A 22,028-nucleotide genomic window follows, 5' to 3' on the forward strand; every position below is an offset into this window, starting at 1 on the left:
GTGTCAGTGGAGAAGGGTGGTACCCGGGCGCGTACGGCCTATGCGGGTTTTGCCGCGTTCGGTGCTTTCTGGGGAGTGTGGGGTGCCTCGGTGCCCGCTATCCGTGCCCAGGCGGGGCTCGGTGACGGGGAACTCGGTACGGCGCTGCTCTTCATCGGGGCGGGGGCGCTGCCCGCGATGCTGGTCACCGGCAGGGCGGTCGATCGCTGGGGGCTCCGGGTCGCCGCGCTGCTGCTGGTGACGCTCGGCGCAGCGGGGACGCTGGTGGCCGTGGCCGGACGCGACTTCTGGAGTCTGTCGGCGGGTCTGGCCCTGCTCGGCGCCTCCTCGGGCGCGGCGGACGTCGCGATCAACTCCGCGGCGGGCTCGGCGGAACGGGCCTCCGGCAGGCCGGTCATCACCCGCGCGCACGGCACCTTCTCCGCCCTGGTGGTGGTCGGCAGCCTCTCCGCCGGGCTGCTCGGCGCCCTGGGAGTGCCGGTCGTCGTACCGTTCCTGCTGGTCGCGGTCGCCACGACCGGTGCGGCGCTCAGTGTCGTCGCCGATGCACGGGTCGCCCCGGTCGCGGCGGGGGCCGCCCGGGGCGGCGGGCGGCACGGGGACGAGGTAAGCCGAGCGGGCGGGAGAGGGGTGCGTCTGTTCCCGCTGCTCGTGGTCGGCGGGCTGGGCGCGCTGGCCTTCGCGGTGGAGAACGCCCACCAGAGCTGGGGCGCGGTCTACCTGGCGGACGTGGCCGACGCCGGTCCCGCGCTCGCCTCGGCCGGTCCGGCGGTCTTCGCCGCCGTCGTCGCCCTCACCCGTTTCGCCGCCGGCGCGTTCGGCTCCAGGTACGCCACGACCGTGCTGGTCTCCGGCGCCGTGACGGCCGCCGCCGGAACCCTGCTGGTGTCCGGTGCGCAGTCCGTCCCGGTGGTCCTGCTCGGGCTGGCCCTGGCCGCGGCCGGTACGGCGGTGCTCTTCCCCACCCTGATGGGCGTCGTCGCCGCCCAGGTCGGCGAGGCCGCCAGGGGGAGGGCGACATCCGTGGTGGCCACCGTGGCCTACCTGGGCTTCCTCGCCGGTCCCGTCTACGTCGGGCGCTGGGCCGAGGCCACCGGCCTGTCGGGGGCGATGACGGCCGTCGCCGCCCTGGCCGCCACCCTCGCGGCCCTGTCCTGGCCCGCCCTGCGCTCGGCCGTCCGCACCGGCTCTTGGTGGGACCCCGGTGACCTCCACCATGCGAAGAAGATCAGCGGCCGCATCTCATGACAGCCCGGCCTGCTTCCAGCCATGACCGGCCTGGCCACCTCTGTCGGGCTCGCGTACCGGGTTTCCCCGGTATTCGGGCCGGTTGCACCTGCTTGGCGGAAAAAGATCATTTACTGCCCGCCGTCCATAATGCGGAGATTGGCAGGCAGGAGAGCCCGTCGCCGAAGCTCAGGGAATCCTGGCCACAGTAGAGAACGAACCCCGCGCGCAGCCGGGATCCGAGCCTGCGCTGCAGGAGGCGCAGCCCCCGAAAGTCGTCGGAACGTACGGTCTCCGAGGCCTTGACCTCAATGCCGATGATCTCGCCCGCGTTGTTCTCGATGACGCCGTCGACCTCGTACTGATCTCGGTCCCGATAGTGATAAAGCCGTGCGGACGTCTGAGACCAGGTCAACTGCCGCGAGATCTCGCCGAGGACGAAATTCTCCAGCAGTCCTCCGGTGAGAGAGTCACTGACGGCCCCGGTGCTCAGATATCCGGCGAGACCTGTGTCGACGAAGACCATCTTCGGTGTGGCGACCGCGCGCGTGGTCGTGTTGGCCGACCAGGCAGGGATGATGCGGATCAGATAGATGGTTTCCAGGATCTCCACGTAGTTGCGGACAGTAGGTGTGGAGATGCTCAGCTCGGACCCGAGTCGGCTGAGATTGAGTAGCCCTCCGGTCTGCGCCGCGAGGAGTGCGAGGAGTCTCCGCATGTCGCTGGTGCGCTCGATGTCGGCCACCTGCTTGACATCTCTGCTGATCATGTCGGCGAGGTAGCCTTCGAAGAACCTGTGGCGACGGCGTGGCGCGTCTCTCCTGACGGCTTCCGGATAGCCGCCCCTGATCGCCCGTGACAGATAGTCCTTGCGACGGAACCCGCGCGGCTCGGCCCGGAGGTCGGAGCCGAGGCCGAACGCCGCGTCAACGAATCCGTCGGGCTCGTCGTCGATTTCTCCCTGGGAGAGCGGCCATAGTTCGATCGTCTCCGATCGTCCTGGCAGCGCGTCCGGGATGCTCCGCAATGCGAGCAGGCGTGCGGAACCGGTGAGCAGGAACCGGCCGGGGCGAGGGTCTCGGTCGACCAGATGCTTGATGGCAAGCCAGAGGTCTGGAACGCGTTGCACTTCGTCGATGAGCATCAGACCGTCGTGACGGATGAAGCGGACGGGGTCGTCGATCGCCGCCGCGCGGACGGCCGGATCGTCGAGAAAGCGTGCGACGCTGTTGGGGATCTGGCTGAGGACTCGCTCGGCAAGAGTGCTTTTTCCTACCTGGCGGGCACCGTTGATCACGATGACACGAGTGTCCTGGAGCGCGTCACAGACCAGCTCCGTCGCGCGTCTCGGTGTGTATTCGATCCCCTGTCGCATGGGGAGACAGTAACACTGACTTTCGATCTGCCGAAGGGTTGCCTTTCAATCTGCCGAACGTCGGACTTTCAATCTGCCGAAGGATCGACTTTCGATCTGCCGAGATTTCGAGGTGGTTGGTCGGTGATCGACGGGTTACACGTGAGTTCCTGTGGGGCTTTCCTTATCGTCGGGCGTGGATTGAAGTCGGTTGATTTCGGCGGCGGTGCTGCGCTCGGCCGTTCTCATGAAGCGGAGGACGGTGCTGAGCTCTTCGTCGTCGAAAGCACCGAGGTCGTCCCGGGTGCGTGCGATCAATCCCGCGTAGGCGGCAGTGACTCGGTCGAGGCCGTCCTGGGTGGGTTCGATGAGGACCCGCCTGCGGTCGTCGGGGTCGGCCACCCGCCGGACGCAACCCGCGGCGACGAGCCGGTCGATCATGCGTGAGGCCGATCCGGTGGTGAGATTCACGTGCTTGGCCAGAACGCTCGGTGTCGCGGGGCCGTGATGGCCCAGCACGTGTAGGCATTGCACATCGGTGTCGATGACCCCCAATCGGTTGGCGACAACGTTGTTGAGCTGCACGACCAGGATCGCCCAGCGGGGCACCGCGTCGCCGATGAGCTCGGCAAGCAGCGCTTCCCTGTCCGGGTTCGGCTTCGTCATCGTGACACCTGCTCCCTTCCAATATTGCTGCGTCGCGCAGTAATCATGTATTTTAGCTGCGCAACACAGCTACTGTGTAGCGCAACTACTGTGTGATGCAGCTACATTATCTCATCGCCCTCTTACCAAGGAGCACAGCGCAGTATGACCACATCCACCCGCCCCCATAGTGGTGGCGCGGCGCCTCCCGCCATCCTGTCCGGGCGCACGGCGTTCGTCGTTCTAGCCGTGATCCTCATCGCGGACTTCATGGAGCTCCTTGATGCCACGATCGTCAGCGTTGCGGCCCCGGCGATCGCCGAGGACCTGGGCGCCGGTGAGGCCGCACTGCAGTGGATGCTGGCCGGGTACACGCTCTCCGCCGGAGCAGGCCTGATCACCGGTGGCCGCATCGGCGACCAGTTCGGACGCCGCCGCGTGTTCCTCCTTGGACTGGCCGCCTTCATGCTGGCCTCGGCCGGCTGTGGGCTGGCGCCGAGTCCTGGTGTGCTGATCGGCATGCGGGTCGCGCAAGGCCTGGCCGCCGGACTGATGATCCCGCAGGTGTTCGGCATCATCCGCGCCTCGTTCGAGCCCGGCGCACGCGCGAAGGCGCTTGGCGCCTACGGGGCCGTGCTCGGCCTGGCCTCGGTGGCCGGTCCGCTGCTCGGTGGAGTCTTGGTCGAAGCCGACCTCTTCGGTCTGGGCTGGCGGGCGATTTTCTGGGTGAACGTTCCGATCGCGATCATCGGGCTGATCGTGGGAGCCCGATTCATGCCCGAATCCCGTGTGCCGGGCAACGCCCGGCTGGACCTGCCGGGCGCGGCCCTCGCCTCCGCCGCCGTGGTGCTCCTGCTCCTGCCCCTCATGCAAGGACGCGACTGGGGCTGGCCTTGGTGGAGCTTCCTCATCCTGGCGCTCTCGGTGCCGGCGGTGGCCTTGTTCCTCATCAGGGAACGGCATCTGGTCGTACGCGGCGGGCAGCCGATCCTCGATCCCGCTCTCCTCCGGGTGCGGGCCTTCGCCGGTGGCCTGTCCGCTTCCCTGTTGTTCTTCGGAGCTCTCGGTTCCTTCTTCCTCTTGCTGTCGCTCTACCTCCAACTGGGCACTGGACGCACCGCGCTTGAAACCGGTCTGGTGATCCTGCCCTATGCCATCGGCTCGATCATCACCTCCGGCATTGGTGTCCAGTTCGCCCACCGCGCCCTCCTCGTGTCGGGCGCGCTGGTCCTGGCCGCCTCCCAGATCATCCTGCTCCTCATCGTCCGCGACGGCGCCGAACCCGCTTACTGGGCACTCGCCGCGCCGCTGTTCCTGGGAGGTCTGGGACTGGGACTCACCGCACCGTCCCTGGTCAACGTCGTTCTGGCCGGCGTACCTGCCAAAGACGCCGGTGCCGCCGGCGGTGTCCTCACCACCGTCGGCCAGGTCGGCAACGCGCTCGGTGTCGCCGTGCTCGGGGTCGTGTTCTTCACCCGGCTGGAAAGCGCGTTCGCCGATGGGGGCACCGGCCTCGGCGCCTACGGCGACGCCTTCACCACGATCCTGCCCTGGCAGATCGCCTGCTACATTGCCGCCGCCGCACTCATGTTCCTGCTGCCCAGGCGCGCGAACGCCTCTCATGAGTGACCGCGAGGCCGTGATATCGCTTCTCGTCCGTCTGTGCACGATCGATACCGTCCGCGCCACCCCGATCCAGACAGCTTCCCGGGAGCCCTGATGACCGACACGCCCCATGTCACCGTCGACCCGTTCGCCGTCACCAGATGCGCGCCTCGCGGTGCCCTTCGCTGAACTCCAGCAGACCGACCTCGGCGGCATACAAGGGAGCCGCTTGACCGCTCTCCCGGTGAGACTACGGGGCTGACGGCCTGCGGCATCCGGCACGACGCTGTCACTGGGCGCCGGCGGCCGGGCGTATCACGATCTCGTTGACGTCGACCTCGGCGGGCCGGCTGATCGCGAAGGCGATGGCGTCCGCGACTGCCCGAGCCGGGATGGCCACCGACCGGTAGGTCTTCATGGCCTCGCGGGCAAGCGGGTCCGAGATGGAGTCGGCCAGCTCGGACTCGGTGACGCCGGGGGAGACGACGCTCACCCGGATGTCGCCGGCGGACTCCTGACGCAGCCCTTCGGAGATCGCGCGCACCGCGAACTTGGTGGCGCAGTACACCGCGGCGGTCGGCGACACCTCGTAGGCACCGACCGAGGCGATGTTCACGAACTGCCCGCCGCCCTGCTCCCGCATGACCGGCAGGGCGGCGGCGATGCCGTGGAGTACCCCGCGGACGTTCACGTCGATCATCCGGTCCCACTCGTCGACCCTCAGTTCCGCGAGCGGTGACAGCGGCATCACGCCGGCGTTGTTGACCATCACGTCCAGCCGCCCGTACCGCTCCAGCGCGGTGGCCACGAAGGCCCGCACGTCGGCGGCGTCGGTGACGTCCAGCCGCCGGAACGAGGCGCTGCCGCCGTCGGCGGTGATCTTTGCCGTCAGCTGTTCCAGCCGGTCCGTGCGCCGCGCGCCGAGGAGGAGGTGATGGCCGTCGGCGGCCAGGCGGAGCGCTGTCGCCTCGCCGATCCCGCTGCTCGCCCCCGTGATCGCGACCACCTTGGCCGATGCCCTCATGCCCGCTCCCGGTACAGCACGAGGTGCTCGTGGTAGAGCACGCCGTCGCGGATGTCGCCCGTGGCGGTGAATCCGGTGTCGTCGACGTAGTCCAGATGACCGCCGGTCACCGTGTACCGGCCCGTGTACGCGCTGCGCCGGTCGCCGCGCGCCTCGTCGTACCGGCCGTCCGCTCGCAGCTCCTGGCGGATATGGCCGTCCGCGGTCACCCACATGCCGACCACATCCACCTTGCTGTCATCGGTGGTCCTCGCCATGGTCTTCTCCCTTACCTGGTGATCTGTCCTTCGTCACCGAGTCTGGGCGGGTCGCGGGCCGCCAACCAGGACGCTCACCGCCTGGGTGTGACACACCCGGGCAGGCCGCCGTCTGCCTGTCTAACCTGGGGGTATGGCTGATAACGAGCTGGGAGACTTTCTGCGCGCACGCCGCTCGGGCCTGCTGCCAAAGGACGTCGGCATGGCGACCTATGGGGTACGCAGGGTCGCCGGACTGCGCCGCGAGGAGGTCGCCGTTCTGGCCGGTATGAACGCCGACTACTACACCCGCCTGGAACAGGGGCGCGAACGCCACCCCTCACCTCAGGTGCTCGACGCCCTCAGCCGTGCCCTGCACCTGGACGCCGACGCTCGCGCGCACCTGTACCGGCTGGCGGGCACCGCGCCGAACGAGCGGCCGGACCAGACCCGGGACACGGTCGGTCCCGCACTGCGCCAGCTGATGGACGGCTACCCGAACACCCCCGCGTTCGTCATCAACCGCACCCTGGACATTCTCGCCGCCAACGCCCTGGCCGAGGCCCTGTTCTCGCCCTTCGAGCCCGCCGACAACCTCGCCCGGATGGCCTTCCTCGACCCCGCGGGACGGCACTTCTACACCCGCTGGAACTGGGCCGCCCAGGCCACCGTGGCCAACCTGCGGCAGGCGGCCGGGTTCGACCCCGAGCATCCCCGGCTCCGCGAACTCGTACGGACCCTGACCGAGCAGAGCAGGGAGTTCGCGGCCCTGTGGAGCGCCCACAGCGTGCGGGGCAAGACCCGGGACGCCAAACAACTCATGCACCCGGACGTCGGCCCCCTGGCCCTTACCTATCAGGCCTTCGACGTGCGCGACGCGCCCGGCCAGCAACTGATCATCTACCACGCCGAACCCGGCAGCCCCAGTGCCCAGGCACTCACCCTGCTCGGCAGCATAGGCGCCACCCGGCGACAGCCCCTGGACCGTTCGGCCGATTGAGTGCCCGTGACCTCGTCTGAAGAGACGGACTGGAGGGGGCGGCGAGGGCTCGTGGTGCTCGGCCGAGCGGGAGAAGGGTGGTTCGTGGCATAAGCTAGATGGCTGTTGCGTTCCACAGGGGCGCATGCAATGACCGCTCGGCGGCCGCGAGAGCGGTATCACCCCGGTCGAAGCCCACCACCCCCGGTGGGCTCCCGAGCCGGGCGGAGTCTCCGTCTGGATGTTGGACGGAGATCTGTTGAAGTCGTACCTCGCCGTGCTCGGTACGCCCGGAGCCTGGCGGTTCCTCGTCCCCGCGTTCGCCGCGCGCCTGCCGTACGCGATGCTCCAGCTCGGCGTCCTGCTGCTCGTGCAGTGGTCCACCGGTTCGTACGGCGTGGCGGGTGTCGCCGCTGCCGCCGCCGCGGTGGCGGCAGCGCTGGCCGGCCCGCAGACCGGGCGGCTGGCCGACAGGTACGGTCAGCCGAAGGTGCTGTTCCCGCAGGTCGCCCTGCATGCGGCCGTGCTGGGCACGCTGCTCGTGCTCGCCTCCGCCGGTGCCCCGGCCCCGGCGCTGGTGGTCGTCGCGGCCCTGGCCGGTGCCACGGTGCCGCAGATCGGTTCGATGGTCCGGGCCCGCTGGGCGCACCTGCTCGGCGGCTCCGGCAGGCTCGACGTGGCCTTCGCCCTGGAGTCCATCACCGACGAGCTGACCTTCACCCTCGCCCCGGTGCTGCTGGTGGCCATCTCGACCGGGTTCTCACCGGTCTGGGCACTGCTGCTGGCGCTGGTCATGATCGTGGCCGGAACGCTGTTGTTCGCCCTGGTCGGCAAGGGCGCTCCCGAGCCGATCCCGGTCCGGGTCCGTGCCCGGCGCGGGGTGCTCCGGCTGCGGGGGGTGGCCGTGCTCGCGGGTGCCTTTGTCGCCATCGGTACCGTCTTCGGCAGCCTCCAGGTCGGCATCACCTCCTACACCGCCGCACTCGGCCAGGCCGGAACGGCGGGGGCGATCTACGCGACCTTCTCGGGGGCCAGCTTCGTCGGCGGCATCCTCTACGGCGTCGTCCGCTGGCGGGTGGGTGCCCCGATCCGCCTCGTGGCGGGCGTCGGACTGCTCTCCGCCGCCACGGCCGTCCTGATGTTCGCCACGTCCATCCCCATGCTGTACGGCGGGGCGGCCCTGGCCGGGTTCGTCATCGCCCCCGCGGTGATCACCGGCTACACGCTGGTCGAGACCCTGGTGCCCGGCGAGGTCAGGACCGAGGCGTTCACCTGGCTCACCGGCGCGATCGGCCTGGGCATCGCGACCGGCGCCGCCGTGGCCGGTCAGCTCGTGGACCGCTTCGGCGAGACCCTGGCCTTCCTGGTCCCGCCGATCACCACCGGCCTGGCGGCCGTGCTGGTCCTGGTCTTCCTCCGCACCCTGCGGCCCGCCGCCCACCGCTCCCGGCCTCGCGAACTGGCCGCCGCCGTCTGAGTGAGCGTCCGGAAACCCGGGTCACCGGTCGCCGGTGCGGGCGAGCCGGCGTGACATGTTCATGATCATGGCGATGTGAATCATGGCCTCGTGGCGTACGGGCGGTCGCGCCGGGCGTCGTGGAGGATCGAGCCCCACCAGAGAAGCTGGTCGAGCATCACCTTCGCGGCTCCGTTGGGCCTCTCGGGGTCCTTGAGGACGCCGTCGGGACCGAACAGCTCGTAGTACCGGGGGAAGCTGACGTAGTCGCGGACCGTGTGAGCGTGCAACTCGCCGAAGACCTGGCGCAACTGCTCCACCGCCAGGAGGCCGCCACTCCCCCCGCTGTAGCCGACGAAGCCGATCGCCTTGGCCTCCCACTCGGCGTAGTGCCAGTCGATCGCGGCCTTCAGCGAGGCCGGAAAGCTGCGGTTGTAGTCCGGCGTCACCACGACGATCGCGTCGGCCGCGTCGATCCGCCGGGTGAGGTCCGCCATCTCCGCAGGACGGGCCATGTTGGGTTCGAGCACCGGCGGCAGGGGCGGCAGTTCGAGCGGCAGGGGCGTGTCCGCCAGATCGATGAGGTCCACCGCGAACCGGCCGTGCCGCTCGGCCTGCTCGGTGAACCAGTTCGCGACCACCGGGCCGAACCGTCCCTCCCTGACGCTACCGATGATCACCGCGAGGTTGAGGGTCTCACTGGGCATGGCTGTGCTCCCTGCTGGAGATACGGGTTCCGAAGTGACCGGAAGGTCACGCCCCCCAACCTGCCGGGCGGTACGGAGACCAGGAAGACCGGGCCAAGGCTGGTAGTGACAGGGCCACGACCCCGGCGGTCACGGCTGTTACGTTCGAAACGTGAGCGACAACGAGCTGGGCATGTTCCTGCGCATCCGCCGTGAAGCCGTCACCCCCGCCGAGGTGGGGCTGCCCACCGGCCCACGCCGCCGCACGCCGGGCCTGCGCAGGGCCGAGCTGGCCACGCTCGCCGGAGTCAGCGTCGAATACCTGACCCGGCTCGAACAGGGACGAGACCGTCGCCCGTCCGCCCCCGTGCTCTCCGCGCTGGCCGTCGCGCTACGGCTGACCACGAGCGAACGCGTCCACCTGCATCGGCTCTCCAAGTCGGCCGACGGCGGTTTCACCTGCACGGGCGCCACGATGCCGGCCCGCGCGGTCCGCCCCACCGTACGGGCACTGCTCGACCGGCTGGAGCCCGCCCCCGCCCTGCTGGTCAACCGGCTGAGCGAGATCCTCGCCTGGACGACGGGGTACGAACGGCTGGCGCGCCCGATCGGCCTGCTGGACGACAGCCCGCCGAACCTCGCCCGCTTCGTGTTCACCGACAGCCGGGCGCGGACCGCCTACCCCGACTGGGGCCATGTCGCCGACGAGCAGGTCGCCGCCCTCAAGCAGGGGCCGTTCAGGGCGGACTGGCACATCGCCACGTTGGCCGACGAACTGGCCGTCACCGCCGGGGCGGATTTCGCCGGGCGGGTGGACACCCTGCCCGGCCTCCCGAAGTCCAGCGGCGTCACGCGGCTGGTCCACCCCGACGCGGGTGAGCTGCGCCTGGCGTACGAGACCCTCGAACTGCCCGCCGACGACGACCAGCGCCTCATCGTCCATCTCCCCGCCGATGACGCCACCGCCGCCGCACTCGACCGCCTCACCGGCCGCCGCCCGGGCGCGCTGCGCGCGGTGTCCGGCTGACGCGGGACACGTCGCCCGCCGGGGACGCGGATGCTCGTGCACTGCCCCCGAAGTCGAACCACGCGCTCATCGGCTCCACCGCGTTCAACCCGAAGGGGCCGAGGCGCATCTGCTGGGGTTATCCAATCGAGGGCTGGGACACCGCGCCGTGTCCATCTCCTACTACGCTCTGCCGGGATTCCATGAGTCGTGCCTGACGCGCGTGAAGGTCACGATGAACCAGAGGACTCCCGAGTTTCCGGATGCTCACTGAGTCGTGCCTGGCTCCTCATCTGCTGACGAGGCACGCGGCAGGCGAGGGAAATCCGCTGTCTCAGCGCACGGATAAGCATGTCCGAATGGACACGACTCCTACGTCTACTGGGACGTTGATCATGCGGCTGATCGGACACGATCCCTACGTCTACTGGGACACCTATCATGCGGCTGATCGGACATGAAATGCTCGTCCAGTCAGTCATTTAGTGGCATGATTGAAGCATGTCTGAGCAGGTCACTCCACTCGGAAGGGTGGTTCGTCGCAACGCCGAGAGCCTGGTTCGTGAGGCGCTTGCTGACACCCGCGTGGTGCTGATCAACGGTGCGCGGCAGTCCGGAAAGAGCACCCTGACCACTCTCGTCGCGAGCACTGGGGAGAGCCCCCTCACCCGGAGTCTGGACCGTCCAGAGATCCTCGCTGCCGCGCAAGAGGATCCGAACACCTTCGTGGAGCATTCGGGTCTGCTGGTCATCGATGAGATTCAGCACGCTCCGGAACTTTTGCGCTCCATCAAGTATCAGGTGGACACCGACTCCCGCCCGGGTCGGTTCCTGCTGACCGGGTCGGCGCGGGTGCTCGGCCTGAAATCTCTCCCCGATGCACTCCCCGGGCGAATGGAGACGATCGAACTCTGGCCCTTTTCCCAGGGAGAGATCGATGGCGGAGCGGACGATTTCGTCGACTCCGTCTTTCGCCTGGCGGATGGCCCGCTTCCAATCCTGTCCGGTGACAGTCGGCGTGCCTTGGCCCTGCGTATCGCGAGAGGCGGGTTTCCCGAGGCGGTCGCTCGTCCTGACCCTCGGCGCAGACGTCGTTTTCTCGCCTCCTATGTCAATACGTTGATCGAGCGAGACATCCGGGACCTGTCCGATATCTCAAAGCCCGCAGATCTACGTCGGTTGCTCCAGCTTGTGGCGGCCCGGACAGGGCAGTTGTTGGTGGCGGCGAATCTGGCCTCTGATCTGAGTGTCTCGGCCAAAACGGTGCAACGATATCTGGACCTCTGTGAGGAGATTTTCCTCATCAAGCGGGTCCCCGCCTGGTCGAGCAACCTGGCGACCAGAGCGATCGCGACATCGAAAGTCGCGTGTGTCGACTCGGGGATCGCCGCGTATCTGCTGGGGCTGGATGAAAACAGGCTGGCAACCGGAGGGGATCTCTTCGGGCCGCTCCTGGAGGGCTTCGTCCTGATGGAGCTGGCGCGGCAGCTCAGCTGGGCCGAAGAAGACGTCCGGCTTTTCCACTACCGCACCAAGGACCAAGTGGAGGTCGACGCCGTGCTTGAGACAGCCGACGGACGCGTCGCCGGTGTCGAGGTCAAGGCGAGCGCCACGGTCAGGAGCGACGATTTTCGCGGCCTTCGCCTACTGGAACGTCAGACAGGCGACGCGTTCGCGGCGGGAGTGGTCCTCTACACCGGCGATCAGTCTCTGAGCTTCGGTCCCAGGCTGAAGGCGTTGCCGGTCAGTGCGCTCTGGCGGCTGCGGCTCTGACGGGGGAGAGGGACCGCGGTGTGGCGGTCCCTTCCGATGAGGAGGTGGTTCAGGCGCCTGCGGCCTGGCGGGCGCGGCGGGCCTCGCGGCGCTCGACGAAGCGGGAGGCGGTGGTCTCCAGGCGGTCGAGGAACTCGGCGAGCTCCTCGCGGGCCTTCTCGCCCTCGGGGCCGAGGTCCTTCATGTTGAACACGTCCCACTGGCGCAGGACCGGCTGCAGCACGTCGTCCATGTGCAGGCGCAGGTCGTAGATCCCGGCGTTGGCGATGGTCATGGCCTTGCGGGTGAAGCCCTCTATGCCGGTGCCGGGCATCTGGAAGGTGGTGACGACGTCGGTCACGGCGCGCATGGTCTGGTCGGGGGCGAGCTGGAAGGCCGCGTTGAGCAGGTTCCGGTAGAAGAGCATGTGCAGGTTCTCGTCGGCGGCGATCCTGGCGAGCAGGCGCTCGCAGTTCGGGTCCTGGGATGCCTTGCCGGTGTTGCGGTGCGAGATGCGGGTGGCCAGTTCCTGGAAGGAGACGTAGGCGACCGAGGCGAGCACGCCCTCGTAGGAGTTGCTGAAGCCCTCGCTCATGTGCACCATCCGGGCCCGCTCCAGCGCGACCGGGTCGACCGCGCGGGTGACCGTCAGGTAGTCGCGGATGGCGGTGCCGTGGCGGCCCTCCTCGGCGGTCCAGCGGTGCACCCAGGTGCCCCACGCCGCGTCGCGACCCAGGGTCGTGGCGATCTCGTGGTGGTAGCTGGGGAGGTTGTCCTCGGTCAGCAGGTTGACGATGAGGGAGACGCGGGCCTCTTCGGGGATCTTGGTGTCGGACTCGTCCCAGGCGTCCCCGTCGAAGAGGCCGTCATAGTTCCGGCCTTCCGCCCAGGGAATGTACTCGTGTGGGAACCACTCCTTGGCCACCTTGTGGTGTCGGTCCAGCTCCCCCGCGACGACGGGCTCAAGCTCGAGCAGCAGCTCGGTCTCACTGAACTTTCGCATCAGGCCTCTCCCTCAAAGACTACGCAACCGTAACCTACGTTAGCGTAGGTAACACCTTGCCGGGTACGTGCGACACGTCTCATTTGCTCGCCGGTAAGCGAGCGGAGGGGATGACTTTGTCGTCAGCCGAGACCTATCGGCTGGTGAGGGCGCCGGGCGTCGTCCGGGCCGGGCTGGATGGGGACCGTCACACCCCGGTCGCTCCCGGGCCGCCGGTGGCCGAGGCGACCGGCCGCGCCGTCGCCGTCCAGGTGGCCTGACCGCAGGGCGGCGAGGAAGACCAGTGTCATCTCGGAGAGCAGCAGCAGACGCTGCGCCAGGCCGTAGTGGTCGGGGCCGCCGATCAGGTCCGAGATCAGCGAGCCCGGGTGGGCGGCCAGGAACCAGGCCAGCAGCGCCACGGACAGGACGGCCGACCCCGCCAGTGCCCGGCTCCCGGACCGGCGGCCGAGCATCCACCCCGCGCAGGGCAGCGCGGTGAAGACAACGGCCGCCGACCAGCGGTGGATCTCCCCGCCGATCGAGGTGACACCGGGCGCCGCGTCGGTGGGGAACGTGGCGGTGAGCAGGAGTCCAAGTGCCGAGGCGACGAACAGCGCGCGCGCCGCGGCGCCGCGCACCGGGTCCACCCTGGCCAGCAGGTACGCGACCCAGAGGCAGCCCATGGCCAGGGCGATCGTGCCGCCGGTCATCGCCCAGGCGCTGTCGTCGCGCAGCGCGTACTCGCTGACCAGGCCGTGCAAGGGGCTCACCGCGCCCGCCGAGGTCAGGTGCGCGTAGCCCATCGCGGCCAGGGCGAGCAGCGGCCCGGCCATCCCCGGCAGCCGGGACGGCAGGTCCTTGTTCATCGCGCAGCCTTCCGGTGAATCGCTGTGGAGTTCATCGCCCCGCCTCCCGGTGAATCGTCTCGGGGTTCATTGCATCGCCTCCGGTGCTTCGCCTCGGAGTTCACCGCGCCATGTCCTGGTAGATCACCGTGCGCTCGGGCGCTCCGCCCCGGAGCGCGCTCCACGGGATCACCGCGCCACTTCCCGGTAGATCGCCTCGAACCTGGCCAGGGAGGCCTGGTGGTCGTGGGTCAGCGCGATGGCGCGGCTCGCGGTGCCCATCGAGGCACGCAGCCCGGGTGAGGCGAGCAGGGCACTCAGGTGCCGCGCCAGCTCCTGGACATCACCCGGTGAGAACAGGGCGCCGTTCTCGCCGGGCCGTACCAGGTGCGGCAGGGCCATCGCGTCGGCGGCGACGACCGGCAGGCCGGTGGCCATGGCCTCCAGCGTGGCGATGCTCTGCAGCTCCGCGACACCCGGCATGGCGAAGACGTCGGCGGCGGCGTACGCCTGGGGCAGCGCCTCGTCCGGTACGAATCCGAGGAAGGTCACCCGGTCGCCGACTCCGATCCGGTCGGCCAGCCTGGCCAGTGCGGCCCGTTGCCCGCCGGTGCCGACCAGCGCGATCTGCGCGTCGGCGTTGTTGAGCACGTGCGGCAGGGCGCGGATGAGCTCGTCCAGCCGCTTCTCCTCGTCCAGCCGGCCGACGAACAGGATCGTGTCCCGGTCGGGCAGGCCGAAGGCCCCGCGCGCCCACGCCTTCGGCTCGGCGCGCGGCTGGAACCTCGCCAGGTCGATGCCGCAGGAGACGGGCTCCACCGGCGGGCCGAAGCCCTTCGCGGTGAGCAGTCCCGCCGCGATCCTGGTGGGCGTGGTGACCCGGTCCGCCCGGGAGAAGACCCGGTTGAAGTCCTTCCAGGCCAGCGCGCCCGCCCTGGTGCGGAGCCGTTCGGGGATGTGCGCGAACTGGAAGAGGTTGTCCGGCATGAAGTGGTTGGTCGCCACGACGGGGATGCCGGCACGCCGGGAGGCGGAGATCGCCGCGCGGCCGACGATGAAGTGCCCCTGGGTGTGGACCACGTCAGGGGAGATCTCGTCGATGAGCCGGTCCAGCCGGGTCGGCACCGAGACGCGCATGGTCGGGTGGACCAGCACCGGCGCCGAGCGCAGCCGGTGCACGGTCACTCCCTCCACCCGCTCGGTCCTGGCCGGGCCGGTGTCCGAGGCGCACACCACGTGGACCTCGTTGTCCCGCTCGGCCAGGCCCCGGGCCAGCCGGTGCGTGAAGTAGGCGGCGCCGTTCACGTCCGGCGGGTAGGTGTCGGTGGCGATCAGCACCCGGCGAGGCCGGGTGGGAAGGATGGCGGGGGCCCGCGCGGGGATCGGCAGGGCGGTGGCGGACGGCATGGCCATCAGGACTCCGTTCATCGTGCTGTTCATCGTGCTGTCGCGTCGGGCGACGGGGACATCGGGGTGGTACGGGCCAGTGAGACGGTTCCGGCGGCGGTGAGCGCCGCCGCCGCCAGTGCGGTGAGCACCGCCGCCACGCCGGTCGGCAGTGGTTCACCGAGCAGGAGGGCGCCGAAGACGACGGCGGTGAGGGGGTCGGACACCTGGAGGGCGGCGAAGGCGACGCCGAAGTGGCCGACGGCGTAGGCGCGCTGGAGCAGGGCCAGTGCGATCAGAGCGGGCATCGGGACGGCGAGCAGGAACCAGAACTCCCCGTTCCCGTCGACCAGGACCCGGGTGAGCGTGGCGGTCGCGCCGTACAGCACGCCCGCGCCCATGGCGAGCAGGCAGGCTCTCGCGGCGGGGGAGGCGTGCCTGGCGGCGGCCCACAGTGCCAGGGAGGCGGTGGCCGCCCCCGCGAGCAGGGCCACCGCCTCCCCGGTGCCAAGGTGTGGGTCGCCGCTCTGGTCGGGCACGACCAGCACCAGGCCGATCAGCCCGATCGAGATCACCGCGGCGGCGGCCAGCTCGCCCGGCCGCGGTCTGCGACGTCGCAGCGCGGCGGCGCAGGGCAGGGCGAACAGCAGGCTGGCCACGCCCATCGGCTGTACCACGGTGAGCGGGCCGTACTTCAGCGCGACGACGTGCAGGGCCGTGCCCGCCGCGATGGCCAGGCCGCCGAGCAGCCACCTGGGGCGCCGGACAAGGTGCCTCAGCAAGGCGCGGGAGGTGCTCGACGCCTCGAACTGCTGCAGCGCGGCGCCGAGTGCGAAGAACAGGGAACCCAGCAACGCCAGGCCTGCCGCCAGCACGGTCATGCGCACTCCTCCCAACCAGATGAAGCCACGGCGAGATGACCGGATCGCCTCGGGAAGGCGTCCGGTGGGGGTCTCGCGATGAACAGTGGAAGCGTCCCCTGGCGGGAGGTGCCGGAGCCATCGGGGTTAACCCTGACTTCGCAGGGAATTCCCCGAGATTCGCATCGGGGCTGTTGACCAGCTGGCTTCTCTTATCATAGTTTCGCGGGCATGGATCTCGTGGGCGCCTGGCGCCTGGTCGAGTGGCGGATCGTCAGTGCCGGGGGAAGGGTTTCGCACCCCTTCGGCACCGACGCGGTGGGGCTGCTCTGCTACACCCCCGACGGCCACATGAGCGCGACCATCGCGCGCGCCGGGCGATCCCCGCTACCCGGTGCCAGCCCGCGGAAGGCGCCCCCGGAGGCGCTGGCCGAGGCGTTCACCTCGTTCTTCGCCTACGCGGGCCGCTACGAGATCCGCGACGGGCACGTCGCCCACGACGTCGAGCTGTCGCTCAACCCGGCCTTCGCCGGCACCGTCCAGATCCGCGAGCTGAACGCCGACGGCGACCGTCTGGTGCTGGCGGCGGAGGAGGACGGCCGGTGGCACACCCTGATCTGGAAGCGATCATGAACGTCGCCGCCGGTGGAGTGCTTCGGCGTCCGGGGGCTCCCTTCGCCGTCAGTCACCGGAGGTGACCAGGCTTGCCTGCGGTTCCGCCGGGACCCGGCGCCGGCGCAGGTAGCGGACGGCCTCGACCACGGCGGTGATCGTCACGGCGATCCCAAGACCGAGCAGCAGGCCCTTGACCGGGTCGTTCTCGAAGGCCGCGCCGCCCACGTAGCCGATCAGTCCCGAGTAGAGCGCCCAGGACAGCGCGGCCACCGCGTCGAAGAGGGCGAACGAGCGCCGCGGGTAGGCGACCGCGCCCATCGTGAGGGTGCAGGCGGTCCGGCCACCCGGGATGTAGCGGGCCACCACGAGGATCAGCCCGCCCCGCTCCGCCAGCGCCCGCTCCGCCCAGGCGAACGTCTTGCGGCTGCGCCTGCCGTTGCGCAGCCGGTTGTTGGCGCCGCGCCCGATGGCGTACGAGACGTGGTCGCCCGCGAACGCGCCCAGCGCGGCCGCCGCGATGACCAGCGGCAGGTCGGGCGCGCCGGTGGCGGCGGCGAACACCCCGGCGGTGATGACCGACGTCTCCGCCGGCACCACGGGGAAGAACCCGTCGAGTAACGCCAGCGCGAACAGCGCCAGATAGATCCAGGGAGATGCCATCGCATCGTGCAGGGTGTCAAGGATTGCCTGTGTCACACCGGGCTCCAGTCAGGGGGCGGGGATGTCTCGCACGGAACGCTGACACCCCTGGCGATCCCCGGGTATCCGGGAGAACCCCCGGGGTCTCCGGTCATGTCCCTGAGATCACCACGAGATCCGTCCCACCGACCCTAGGAACCGGGCGGGGCCCGCCACATCCTCCGAATGGCCCCCACCACCTCCGACTTTCGTCGGGGAGTGACCGGGCTCGGGGTCCCCGCGTACGGAGCGGGGATGCTCAGTTGAGCCGCCAGATGGCGAGATTCAGCGAGGACGCGTAGGTCACCCAGAGCAGGTAGGGGGCCAGGAGCCAGGCGGCGGGGCGGCTGATCCGCCAGAACAGCGCGATGTTGAGCACGATGGCCGACCAGAGGACGACGATCTCCGCGAACGCCAGGCCGTACTGCCCGGCACCGAAGAACAGCGGTGTCCAGGCCGCGTTGAGGACCAGTTGGACCGCGTAGACACCGAGCGCCGGGGTCAGGCCGCGCGCCGACCAGGCGAGCCAGCCGGACAGGGCGATCATGATGTACAGCACCGTCCAGGCCGGGCCGAACAGCCACTGCGGCGGTGCCCACGGCGGGCGCTCCAGCGACAGATACTCGCCGCCGGCGTCGACCGCCGCCAGTGACCCCACCACCGCCACCAGCACGAGCGCGATGACGAACACCGGAAGCCCGGCCCAGCGTTTTGGCATCCGACCCATGACCATGCGAACCTCCCCGCCCTCTTTTCGCGCGTCCACCGCACGGCGGTTGCCCGCTAGGCGGGCGGGGTGGCGAGGGGGTCGTAGTGCAGGCGGCGTAACACCCGGCGGAAGGCGTACAGCGAGAAGGCCACGGCCAGGCCGCTGATCACGGCCACGGTCGAGGTACGAACCAGCAGGTAGGTGCCGATCGACTCGTGAAGCAGCAGCCAGATGCTCACCGCGGAGTTGGCCAGCAGCACGAAGGCCCACAGCAGGGTGATACGGGCGAAGAACCGGCGGACCCGCTCGTGTTTCAGCACCGCCGACGGCAGGTGGATGTAGTCGAGGGTCAGCCGCTGCACCAGTGGGCGGTTGAGCCGGACCGAGGCGAGGAAGACCATGCTGATGCAGATCGTCCCCAGTTCGGGCTGGAGGAAGTAGAGCACCGCGCTCCCGGTCCAGAACCCCAGCAGCGCCCGGACGGTGATCGCGATGACGGCGAGGATCATCGTCCCGGGCACCGGGATCCGCCGGACCAGCCGCCACCCCACTCCCGCGTACACCCAGGTGACCGCCGCGACCAGCGCGCCCCGCAGGCCGAGGACGGCCAGCGCGGCGTAGAAGACGGCCAGGGGGGCGACGACGCCCTCAAGCAGTCGCGGCGCCGCCTGTCTGGCCAGGGCGGCGAGGCGGGGGAGGACGATGGGCTGATGGCTCATGACGCTCCACGGGCTGGTGCGGTGGTGGGCGCTGGATGTCGCGCCTACCCCGGCACGCCGTATGCATGCCGGCCATGTCGAGGGCGATCGCGGAGACTGCCGTCTCCGGCTGTTCACCGGCCACTCACCGTATCTGACCGAGGTCCAGCATCTCGTGAAAACCGCTTATTACCATCTCAATCGGGTGCGAGGGAGGTGTGAATTATTACGATTAATGAAGAGGATCACTTGCCCGGTAACGGTTGAGAAACGGAAGCTTTCCCGATTGGGTCCGGTCCGCGACCATGGGAGACATGGCAGTGCTGAGCACGCGCGCGTCCAGCCGTTCCACCGAGGGCGTTGCGAATGTGGCGGCCCAGCTCATCGGCTGGCCCGACCTGGCGCTGAAACGCACCCGCAGGGGGCTGGGATTTCGCTCCGGCGGCCGGGAGATCGTCAGAATGTCCGGCGATCACACCGCGGAACTGCTCCTCACCACCGACGTGATCGACCGGTGGGCCCGGGTGCTCACCGACTGCCGGCGGGTCACTCCCGGCGCGGACGCCGGGTGGGTGGCCATGACCATCGAGGGGCGGGCCGACGCCGAGTTGTTCCTCTCGCTGGTCAGCGTCGCGATCAAGGTCAACCAAGGGTCGCGGTAGCCAGTCGCACGCCGAAGCCGATGAAGAGCGCGCCCACGCCCGTCCGCAGCGCCGTCGACATGCCGCGGCGGGCCCGGAACTGGCCGGCCAGGAACGCGCCACCGAAGATCAGCGCCGACAGGTAGAGCACGCTGAACAACTGGCAGATCGCACCCAGGATCAGAAACGACAGCGCGGGGGTGCCGTAGGCGGGGTCCACGAACTGGATGAAGAACGAGATGAAGAACAGGATCGCCTTCGGGTTCATCAGGCTGATGACCAGGGCCTTGCGGAAGGGGCTCTCCGCGATCCGCTCCGGTTCCGGGGCCGTCGCCTGCGCGGCCTCGGGAGAGCGCCGTGAGCGCCAGGCCCCCCGCAGCATCTGGAACCCGATCCAGGCCAGGTAACCCGCCCCGGCGTACTTGACGACGTTGAACAGGATCGGCGTCGACTTCAGCAGCGACGCGACCCCCGCCGCGGCGAGCACCATCAGGACGGTGTCGCCGAGGAAGACCCCCATGACCCCTCGGTACCCCTGGCGTACCCCGCGCTGGGCGGCGGTGCTCAGCACGTACAGCGAGTTCGGGCCGGGCAGCAGGATGATGAAGAAGGCGCCGACCACGTAGGTCCAGATGTCGGTGATGCCAAAGAACATGGTGGTGCTCCAGGGGGCGTTACGGGATGCATCGCTACCGTACCGCCGGAAGTGTGCTCGCCGACCCGCGGGTCCGATGGTCAACGGGTGAGCTCGACCGGTTTACCTTTAATCCCTATCGGCTTAACATGAAATCACTCGGGGGTGTACCGCGAAACAACGAGTGAGGTCGTGAGATGAGCGAGACAGATCCCCCTACCGCGGACGACGGCCGGACGGCGATCAACGAGGACTGGGCGGCGACGGTCGTCGGGCTCGTGCTCCTGGCGCTGGTGCTCGTCGGCGTCATCCCCGTCGGGCTGGTGCCCTGATGAGCACCGGGAAGCGAGAGAAGGTAGAGATCGGCGCGGCCGGCGGTCCCGCGGCCGCCTCCGGGAGCGGCCTGGGGTGGGCGCTGCTCGGCGTCCTGGTCGTCCTGCTGCTGGCCGTGGCCACCCGTTACCTGGACAGGAACGTGCCGGACCTGCTTGAGGGCACCGCGCTCGGGGACGTCGGGGCCGCCGTCGAGTATCCGGTGTACGCGATCATCCTGGGACTGGCGGGAAACGCGGTCCTGACCGCGATCGGGCTGCGCGACCGCCTCGCCGGAGGTTTCCGCACCGAGTTCTTCATCAAGACCGGCCTCGTCCTGCTGGGTGCCTCGATCAACCTCAAGGTGATCGTCACGGCCGCCGGTCCCGCGATCATCCAGGCGATCGTGCTGATCACCGCGGTTTTCCTGTTCACCTGGTGGCTCGGTGGCAGGCTCGGCCTGGACGACAGGCTCCGCGCGCTGCTGTCGGCCGCGGTGTCGATCTGCGGGGTGAGCGCGGCCATCGCGGCGGCGGGCGCCGTCCAGGCCAGGCGCGAGCAGCTCGCCTACAGCGCCAGCCTGGTGATCGCCTTCGCCCTGCCGTCCATCTTCATCCTGCCCTGGCTGGCCGGGGTCTTCGGGCTCAGCCCGGAGGTGGCGGGGGCGTGGATCGGCGGCAACATCGACACCACCGCCGCGGTGACCGCCGCCGGCGCGATCGTCGGGGACGACGCGCTCGCGGTGGCGAGCATCGTGAAGGTCACCCAGAACGCGTTGATCGGCGTGGTGACCATCGCGCTGACCGCCTACTTCGCCTTCCGGATCGAGCGCCGCGCCGACGCGGCACGCCCAGGGCCGGGAGAGTTCTGGCGGCGTTTCCCGAAGTTCGTGCTCGGCTTCGTCGCGGCCTCCGTGATCGCCACCTGGTGGCTGTCCACGGTGACCGCTGCGGACGGCAAGGCGACCATCGGGGTGGTCAACGACCTGCGGGTCTGGTTCCTGATCCTGGCCTTCGTCAGCATCGGCCTGGAGTTCCGGGTGGCCTCGCTCAGGGAGGCCGGCTGGCGTCCGGTAGGGGTCTTCGCCGCCGCGACCCTGGTCAACGTGGTGGTCGCCCTCGGGTTGGCGCTTCTGCTCTTCAGTGGTTTCGACATCGGGTGAGAGTCGGGTGAGCGGGCGTCCGGTGCGGTTCGCCGCACCGGGCGCCCAAGTCATTTCGGGGAACGGCCGACAAGGTTTGGAACGTTCCTATCCGATAGGGCGGCGGCTGACGTTTTTGGGCCTTGTGGCAGGACTCTGTCAAGGCTACGATCACGACAACTCTTAGGAAACTTTCCTAAAAGAAGTGCCGAATGGGGGTGCACTTGGCTCGTGCGCCCCCTGTGACCAGATCATGAGCTGCGAAAACTCGGCGGCGCGAGCCGCCGCAACCGAAGGCCCGACCGTCCGGACGCCTCACCCCCCAGGTTCCACGTCCATGGGAGCGATCATGCGGCGCACCTTTCCCCTCCTCGTCCTGACTGCGGTTGCAAACCCTGGTCGCGCCCTGCCCGCGCCCGGTGCCCTCGCCCCGGCCCTGCCCGGCGCCCCCGTCCCGGCCGCTCTCGGCGCCGCCGTCGCCGCACTCTCACCCGCCGATCGACGATGCCCGGAGCATGCGACGGCGGAGGCACCCGCGACCCGATGAGCCCGGC

At 69.5% G+C, this 22,028-nt stretch carries 23 protein-coding genes; 10 read left to right on the forward strand and 13 right to left on the reverse strand.

Annotated features, from left to right (window positions below; genetic code table 11):
• Positions 1-1,248: an MFS transporter gene (locus ABT061_RS30005; RefSeq protein ID WP_350924221.1), complete on the forward strand. Its 1,248-nt coding sequence runs from the start codon at positions 1-3 to the stop codon at positions 1,246-1,248.
• 106 nt (positions 1,249-1,354) lie between these two features.
• On the opposite strand, the gene ABT061_RS30010 is transcribed toward ABT061_RS30005, so the two are convergent.
• Both ABT061_RS30010 and ABT061_RS30015 read right to left on the reverse strand, forming a co-directional pair.
• Entirely contained in the window at positions 1,355-2,524 is a 1,170-nt protein-coding gene (locus ABT061_RS30010; RefSeq protein WP_350924223.1) for an ATP-binding protein, read from the reverse strand.
• A gap of 213 nt (positions 2,525-2,737) precedes the next feature.
• On the reverse strand, positions 2,738-3,247 hold the full coding sequence (locus tag ABT061_RS30015) for a MarR family winged helix-turn-helix transcriptional regulator (RefSeq protein ID WP_350924225.1): 510 nt from the start codon (positions 3,245-3,247) through the stop codon (positions 2,738-2,740).
• 144 nt (positions 3,248-3,391) lie between these two features.
• Between ABT061_RS30015 and ABT061_RS30020 the strand changes: the two genes are divergently transcribed.
• Positions 3,392-4,855 (forward strand): MFS transporter, encoded by a 1,464-nt coding sequence (locus ABT061_RS30020; protein ID WP_350924227.1) that lies wholly within the window; start codon positions 3,392-3,394, stop codon positions 4,853-4,855.
• Between the two features lie 265 nt (positions 4,856-5,120).
• On the opposite strand, the gene ABT061_RS30025 is transcribed toward ABT061_RS30020, so the two are convergent.
• Positions 5,121-5,855, reverse strand: coding sequence for an SDR family oxidoreductase (locus ABT061_RS30025; RefSeq protein ID WP_350924229.1), 735 nt, complete (start codon positions 5,853-5,855; stop codon positions 5,121-5,123).
• On the reverse strand, positions 5,852-6,112 hold the full coding sequence (locus ABT061_RS30030; RefSeq protein WP_350924231.1) for an Atu4866 domain-containing protein: 261 nt from the start codon (positions 6,110-6,112) through the stop codon (positions 5,852-5,854). The genes ABT061_RS30025 and ABT061_RS30030 overlap by 4 nt, the downstream gene beginning before the upstream one ends.
• A gap of 133 nt (positions 6,113-6,245) precedes the next feature.
• Here ABT061_RS30030 and ABT061_RS30035 point away from each other — a divergent pair, with 133 nt between their 5' ends.
• Both ABT061_RS30035 and ABT061_RS30040 read left to right on the forward strand, forming a co-directional pair.
• Positions 6,246-7,091, forward strand: coding sequence for a helix-turn-helix transcriptional regulator (locus tag ABT061_RS30035; protein WP_350924233.1), 846 nt, complete (start codon positions 6,246-6,248; stop codon positions 7,089-7,091).
• 238 nt (positions 7,092-7,329) lie between these two features.
• Entirely contained in the window at positions 7,330-8,547 is a 1,218-nt protein-coding gene (locus tag ABT061_RS30040) for an MFS transporter (RefSeq protein WP_350924235.1), read from the forward strand.
• An 80-nt stretch (positions 8,548-8,627) separates the two neighbouring features.
• Here the strand turns inward: ABT061_RS30040 and ABT061_RS30045 are convergent, their stop codons facing one another.
• The gene (locus ABT061_RS30045; RefSeq protein ID WP_350924237.1) at positions 8,628-9,233 is read right to left on the reverse strand and encodes an NADPH-dependent FMN reductase; all 606 of its coding nucleotides are present in this window, start codon (positions 9,231-9,233) and stop codon (positions 8,628-8,630) included.
• A gap of 151 nt (positions 9,234-9,384) precedes the next feature.
• Here ABT061_RS30045 and ABT061_RS30050 point away from each other — a divergent pair, with 151 nt between their 5' ends.
• Both ABT061_RS30050 and ABT061_RS30055 read left to right on the forward strand, forming a co-directional pair.
• Complete coding sequence (locus ABT061_RS30050) at positions 9,385-10,239, forward strand: helix-turn-helix domain-containing protein (RefSeq protein ID WP_350924239.1); 855 nt, start codon at positions 9,385-9,387, stop codon at positions 10,237-10,239.
• Positions 10,240-10,719: 480 nt separating this feature from the next.
• Entirely contained in the window at positions 10,720-11,991 is a 1,272-nt protein-coding gene (locus ABT061_RS30055) for an ATP-binding protein (protein WP_350924241.1), read from the forward strand.
• Positions 11,992-12,040: 49 nt separating this feature from the next.
• On the opposite strand, the gene ABT061_RS30060 is transcribed toward ABT061_RS30055, so the two are convergent.
• The 4 genes from ABT061_RS30060 to ABT061_RS30075 all read right to left on the reverse strand — a co-directional run bounded on the left by ABT061_RS30060 (position 12,041) and on the right by ABT061_RS30075 (position 16,067).
• Entirely contained in the window at positions 12,041-12,973 is a 933-nt protein-coding gene (locus ABT061_RS30060) for an acyl-ACP desaturase (RefSeq protein ID WP_350924243.1), read from the reverse strand.
• Between the two features lie 122 nt (positions 12,974-13,095).
• A complete protein-coding gene (locus ABT061_RS30065) occupies positions 13,096-13,821 on the reverse strand; it encodes a DUF998 domain-containing protein (RefSeq protein WP_350924245.1) in 726 nt (241 codons plus the stop codon).
• Positions 13,822-13,989: 168 nt separating this feature from the next.
• Entirely contained in the window at positions 13,990-15,228 is a 1,239-nt protein-coding gene (locus ABT061_RS30070; RefSeq protein WP_350924247.1) for a glycosyltransferase, read from the reverse strand.
• A gap of 8 nt (positions 15,229-15,236) precedes the next feature.
• Positions 15,237-16,067, reverse strand: a complete 831-nt coding sequence (locus ABT061_RS30075) for a DMT family transporter (RefSeq protein WP_350924249.1) — start codon at positions 16,065-16,067, stop codon at positions 15,237-15,239.
• 210 nt (positions 16,068-16,277) lie between these two features.
• Here ABT061_RS30075 and ABT061_RS30080 point away from each other — a divergent pair, with 210 nt between their 5' ends.
• The gene (locus ABT061_RS30080) at positions 16,278-16,679 is read left to right on the forward strand and encodes a lipocalin-like domain-containing protein (protein ID WP_350924251.1); all 402 of its coding nucleotides are present in this window, start codon (positions 16,278-16,280) and stop codon (positions 16,677-16,679) included.
• A 48-nt stretch (positions 16,680-16,727) separates the two neighbouring features.
• On the opposite strand, the gene ABT061_RS30085 is transcribed toward ABT061_RS30080, so the two are convergent.
• From ABT061_RS30085 to ABT061_RS30095, 3 genes are all read right to left on the reverse strand, one after another.
• Entirely contained in the window at positions 16,728-17,357 is a 630-nt protein-coding gene (locus tag ABT061_RS30085; RefSeq protein ID WP_350924253.1) for a DedA family protein, read from the reverse strand.
• 241 nt (positions 17,358-17,598) lie between these two features.
• Positions 17,599-18,057 (reverse strand): TspO/MBR family protein, encoded by a 459-nt coding sequence (locus ABT061_RS30090; protein ID WP_350924255.1) that lies wholly within the window; start codon positions 18,055-18,057, stop codon positions 17,599-17,601.
• Between the two features lie 65 nt (positions 18,058-18,122).
• A complete protein-coding gene (locus ABT061_RS30095) occupies positions 18,123-18,767 on the reverse strand; it encodes a VC0807 family protein (protein WP_350924257.1) in 645 nt (214 codons plus the stop codon).
• A 293-nt stretch (positions 18,768-19,060) separates the two neighbouring features.
• On the opposite strand from ABT061_RS30095, the gene ABT061_RS30100 reads away from it, so the two are divergent.
• A complete protein-coding gene (locus ABT061_RS30100) occupies positions 19,061-19,408 on the forward strand; it encodes a luciferase domain-containing protein (protein ID WP_350924259.1) in 348 nt (115 codons plus the stop codon).
• Here ABT061_RS30100 and leuE read toward each other — a convergent pair.
• On the reverse strand, positions 19,389-20,042 hold the full coding sequence (gene leuE / locus ABT061_RS30105) for a leucine efflux protein LeuE (protein WP_350924261.1): 654 nt from the start codon (positions 20,040-20,042) through the stop codon (positions 19,389-19,391). The two genes, ABT061_RS30100 and leuE, sit on opposite strands and share 20 nt — an antisense overlap.
• A 176-nt stretch (positions 20,043-20,218) precedes the next feature.
• On the opposite strand from leuE, the gene ABT061_RS30110 reads away from it, so the two are divergent.
• Both ABT061_RS30110 and ABT061_RS30115 read left to right on the forward strand, forming a co-directional pair.
• Positions 20,219-20,353: a hypothetical protein gene (locus tag ABT061_RS30110; RefSeq protein ID WP_350924263.1), complete on the forward strand. Its 135-nt coding sequence runs from the start codon at positions 20,219-20,221 to the stop codon at positions 20,351-20,353.
• A complete protein-coding gene (locus tag ABT061_RS30115) occupies positions 20,353-21,495 on the forward strand; it encodes a YeiH family protein (RefSeq protein WP_350924265.1) in 1,143 nt (380 codons plus the stop codon). Before ABT061_RS30110 ends, ABT061_RS30115 begins: the two co-directional genes overlap by 1 nt.
• Positions 21,496-22,028: the final 533 nt, after the last annotated feature.

Source organism: Streptosporangium sp. NPDC002544 (assembly GCF_040295965.1).
In the GTDB taxonomy this organism is placed as follows: domain Bacteria; phylum Actinomycetota; class Actinomycetes; order Streptosporangiales; family Streptosporangiaceae; genus Streptosporangium.

What these genes read in the sequence shown, in the direction of transcription:
- ABT061_RS30090 (WP_350924255.1), bottom strand. Translation starts at nt 18,057, where the DNA reads ATGCCAAAACGCTGGGCCGGGCTTCCGGTGTTCGTCATCGCGCTCGTG.
- leuE (WP_350924261.1), bottom strand. Translation starts at nt 20,042, where the DNA reads ATGTTCTTTGGCATCACCGACATCTGGACCTACGTGGTCGGCGCCTTC.
- ABT061_RS30075 (WP_350924249.1), bottom strand. Translation starts at nt 16,067, where the DNA reads ATGACCGTGCTGGCGGCAGGCCTGGCGTTGCTGGGTTCCCTGTTCTTC.
- ABT061_RS30035 (WP_350924233.1), top strand. Translation starts at nt 6,246, where the DNA reads ATGGCTGATAACGAGCTGGGAGACTTTCTGCGCGCACGCCGCTCGGGC.
- ABT061_RS30095 (WP_350924257.1), bottom strand. Translation starts at nt 18,767, where the DNA reads ATGAGCCATCAGCCCATCGTCCTCCCCCGCCTCGCCGCCCTGGCCAGA.
- ABT061_RS30055 (WP_350924241.1), top strand. Translation starts at nt 10,720, where the DNA reads ATGTCTGAGCAGGTCACTCCACTCGGAAGGGTGGTTCGTCGCAACGCC.
- ABT061_RS30020 (WP_350924227.1), top strand. Translation starts at nt 3,392, where the DNA reads ATGACCACATCCACCCGCCCCCATAGTGGTGGCGCGGCGCCTCCCGCC.
- ABT061_RS30115 (WP_350924265.1), top strand. Translation starts at nt 20,353, where the DNA reads ATGAGCACCGGGAAGCGAGAGAAGGTAGAGATCGGCGCGGCCGGCGGT.
- ABT061_RS30065 (WP_350924245.1), bottom strand. Translation starts at nt 13,821, where the DNA reads ATGAACAAGGACCTGCCGTCCCGGCTGCCGGGGATGGCCGGGCCGCTG.
- ABT061_RS30080 (WP_350924251.1), top strand. Translation starts at nt 16,278, where the DNA reads ATGGATCTCGTGGGCGCCTGGCGCCTGGTCGAGTGGCGGATCGTCAGT.
- ABT061_RS30015 (WP_350924225.1), bottom strand. Translation starts at nt 3,247, where the DNA reads ATGACGAAGCCGAACCCGGACAGGGAAGCGCTGCTTGCCGAGCTCATC.
- ABT061_RS30070 (WP_350924247.1), bottom strand. Translation starts at nt 15,228, where the DNA reads ATGAACGGAGTCCTGATGGCCATGCCGTCCGCCACCGCCCTGCCGATC.
- ABT061_RS30110 (WP_350924263.1), top strand. Translation starts at nt 20,219, where the DNA reads ATGAGCGAGACAGATCCCCCTACCGCGGACGACGGCCGGACGGCGATC.
- ABT061_RS30100 (WP_350924259.1), top strand. Translation starts at nt 19,061, where the DNA reads ATGGCAGTGCTGAGCACGCGCGCGTCCAGCCGTTCCACCGAGGGCGTT.
- ABT061_RS30045 (WP_350924237.1), bottom strand. Translation starts at nt 9,233, where the DNA reads ATGCCCAGTGAGACCCTCAACCTCGCGGTGATCATCGGTAGCGTCAGG.
- ABT061_RS30030 (WP_350924231.1), bottom strand. Translation starts at nt 6,112, where the DNA reads ATGGCGAGGACCACCGATGACAGCAAGGTGGATGTGGTCGGCATGTGG.
- ABT061_RS30025 (WP_350924229.1), bottom strand. Translation starts at nt 5,855, where the DNA reads ATGAGGGCATCGGCCAAGGTGGTCGCGATCACGGGGGCGAGCAGCGGG.
- ABT061_RS30060 (WP_350924243.1), bottom strand. Translation starts at nt 12,973, where the DNA reads ATGCGAAAGTTCAGTGAGACCGAGCTGCTGCTCGAGCTTGAGCCCGTC.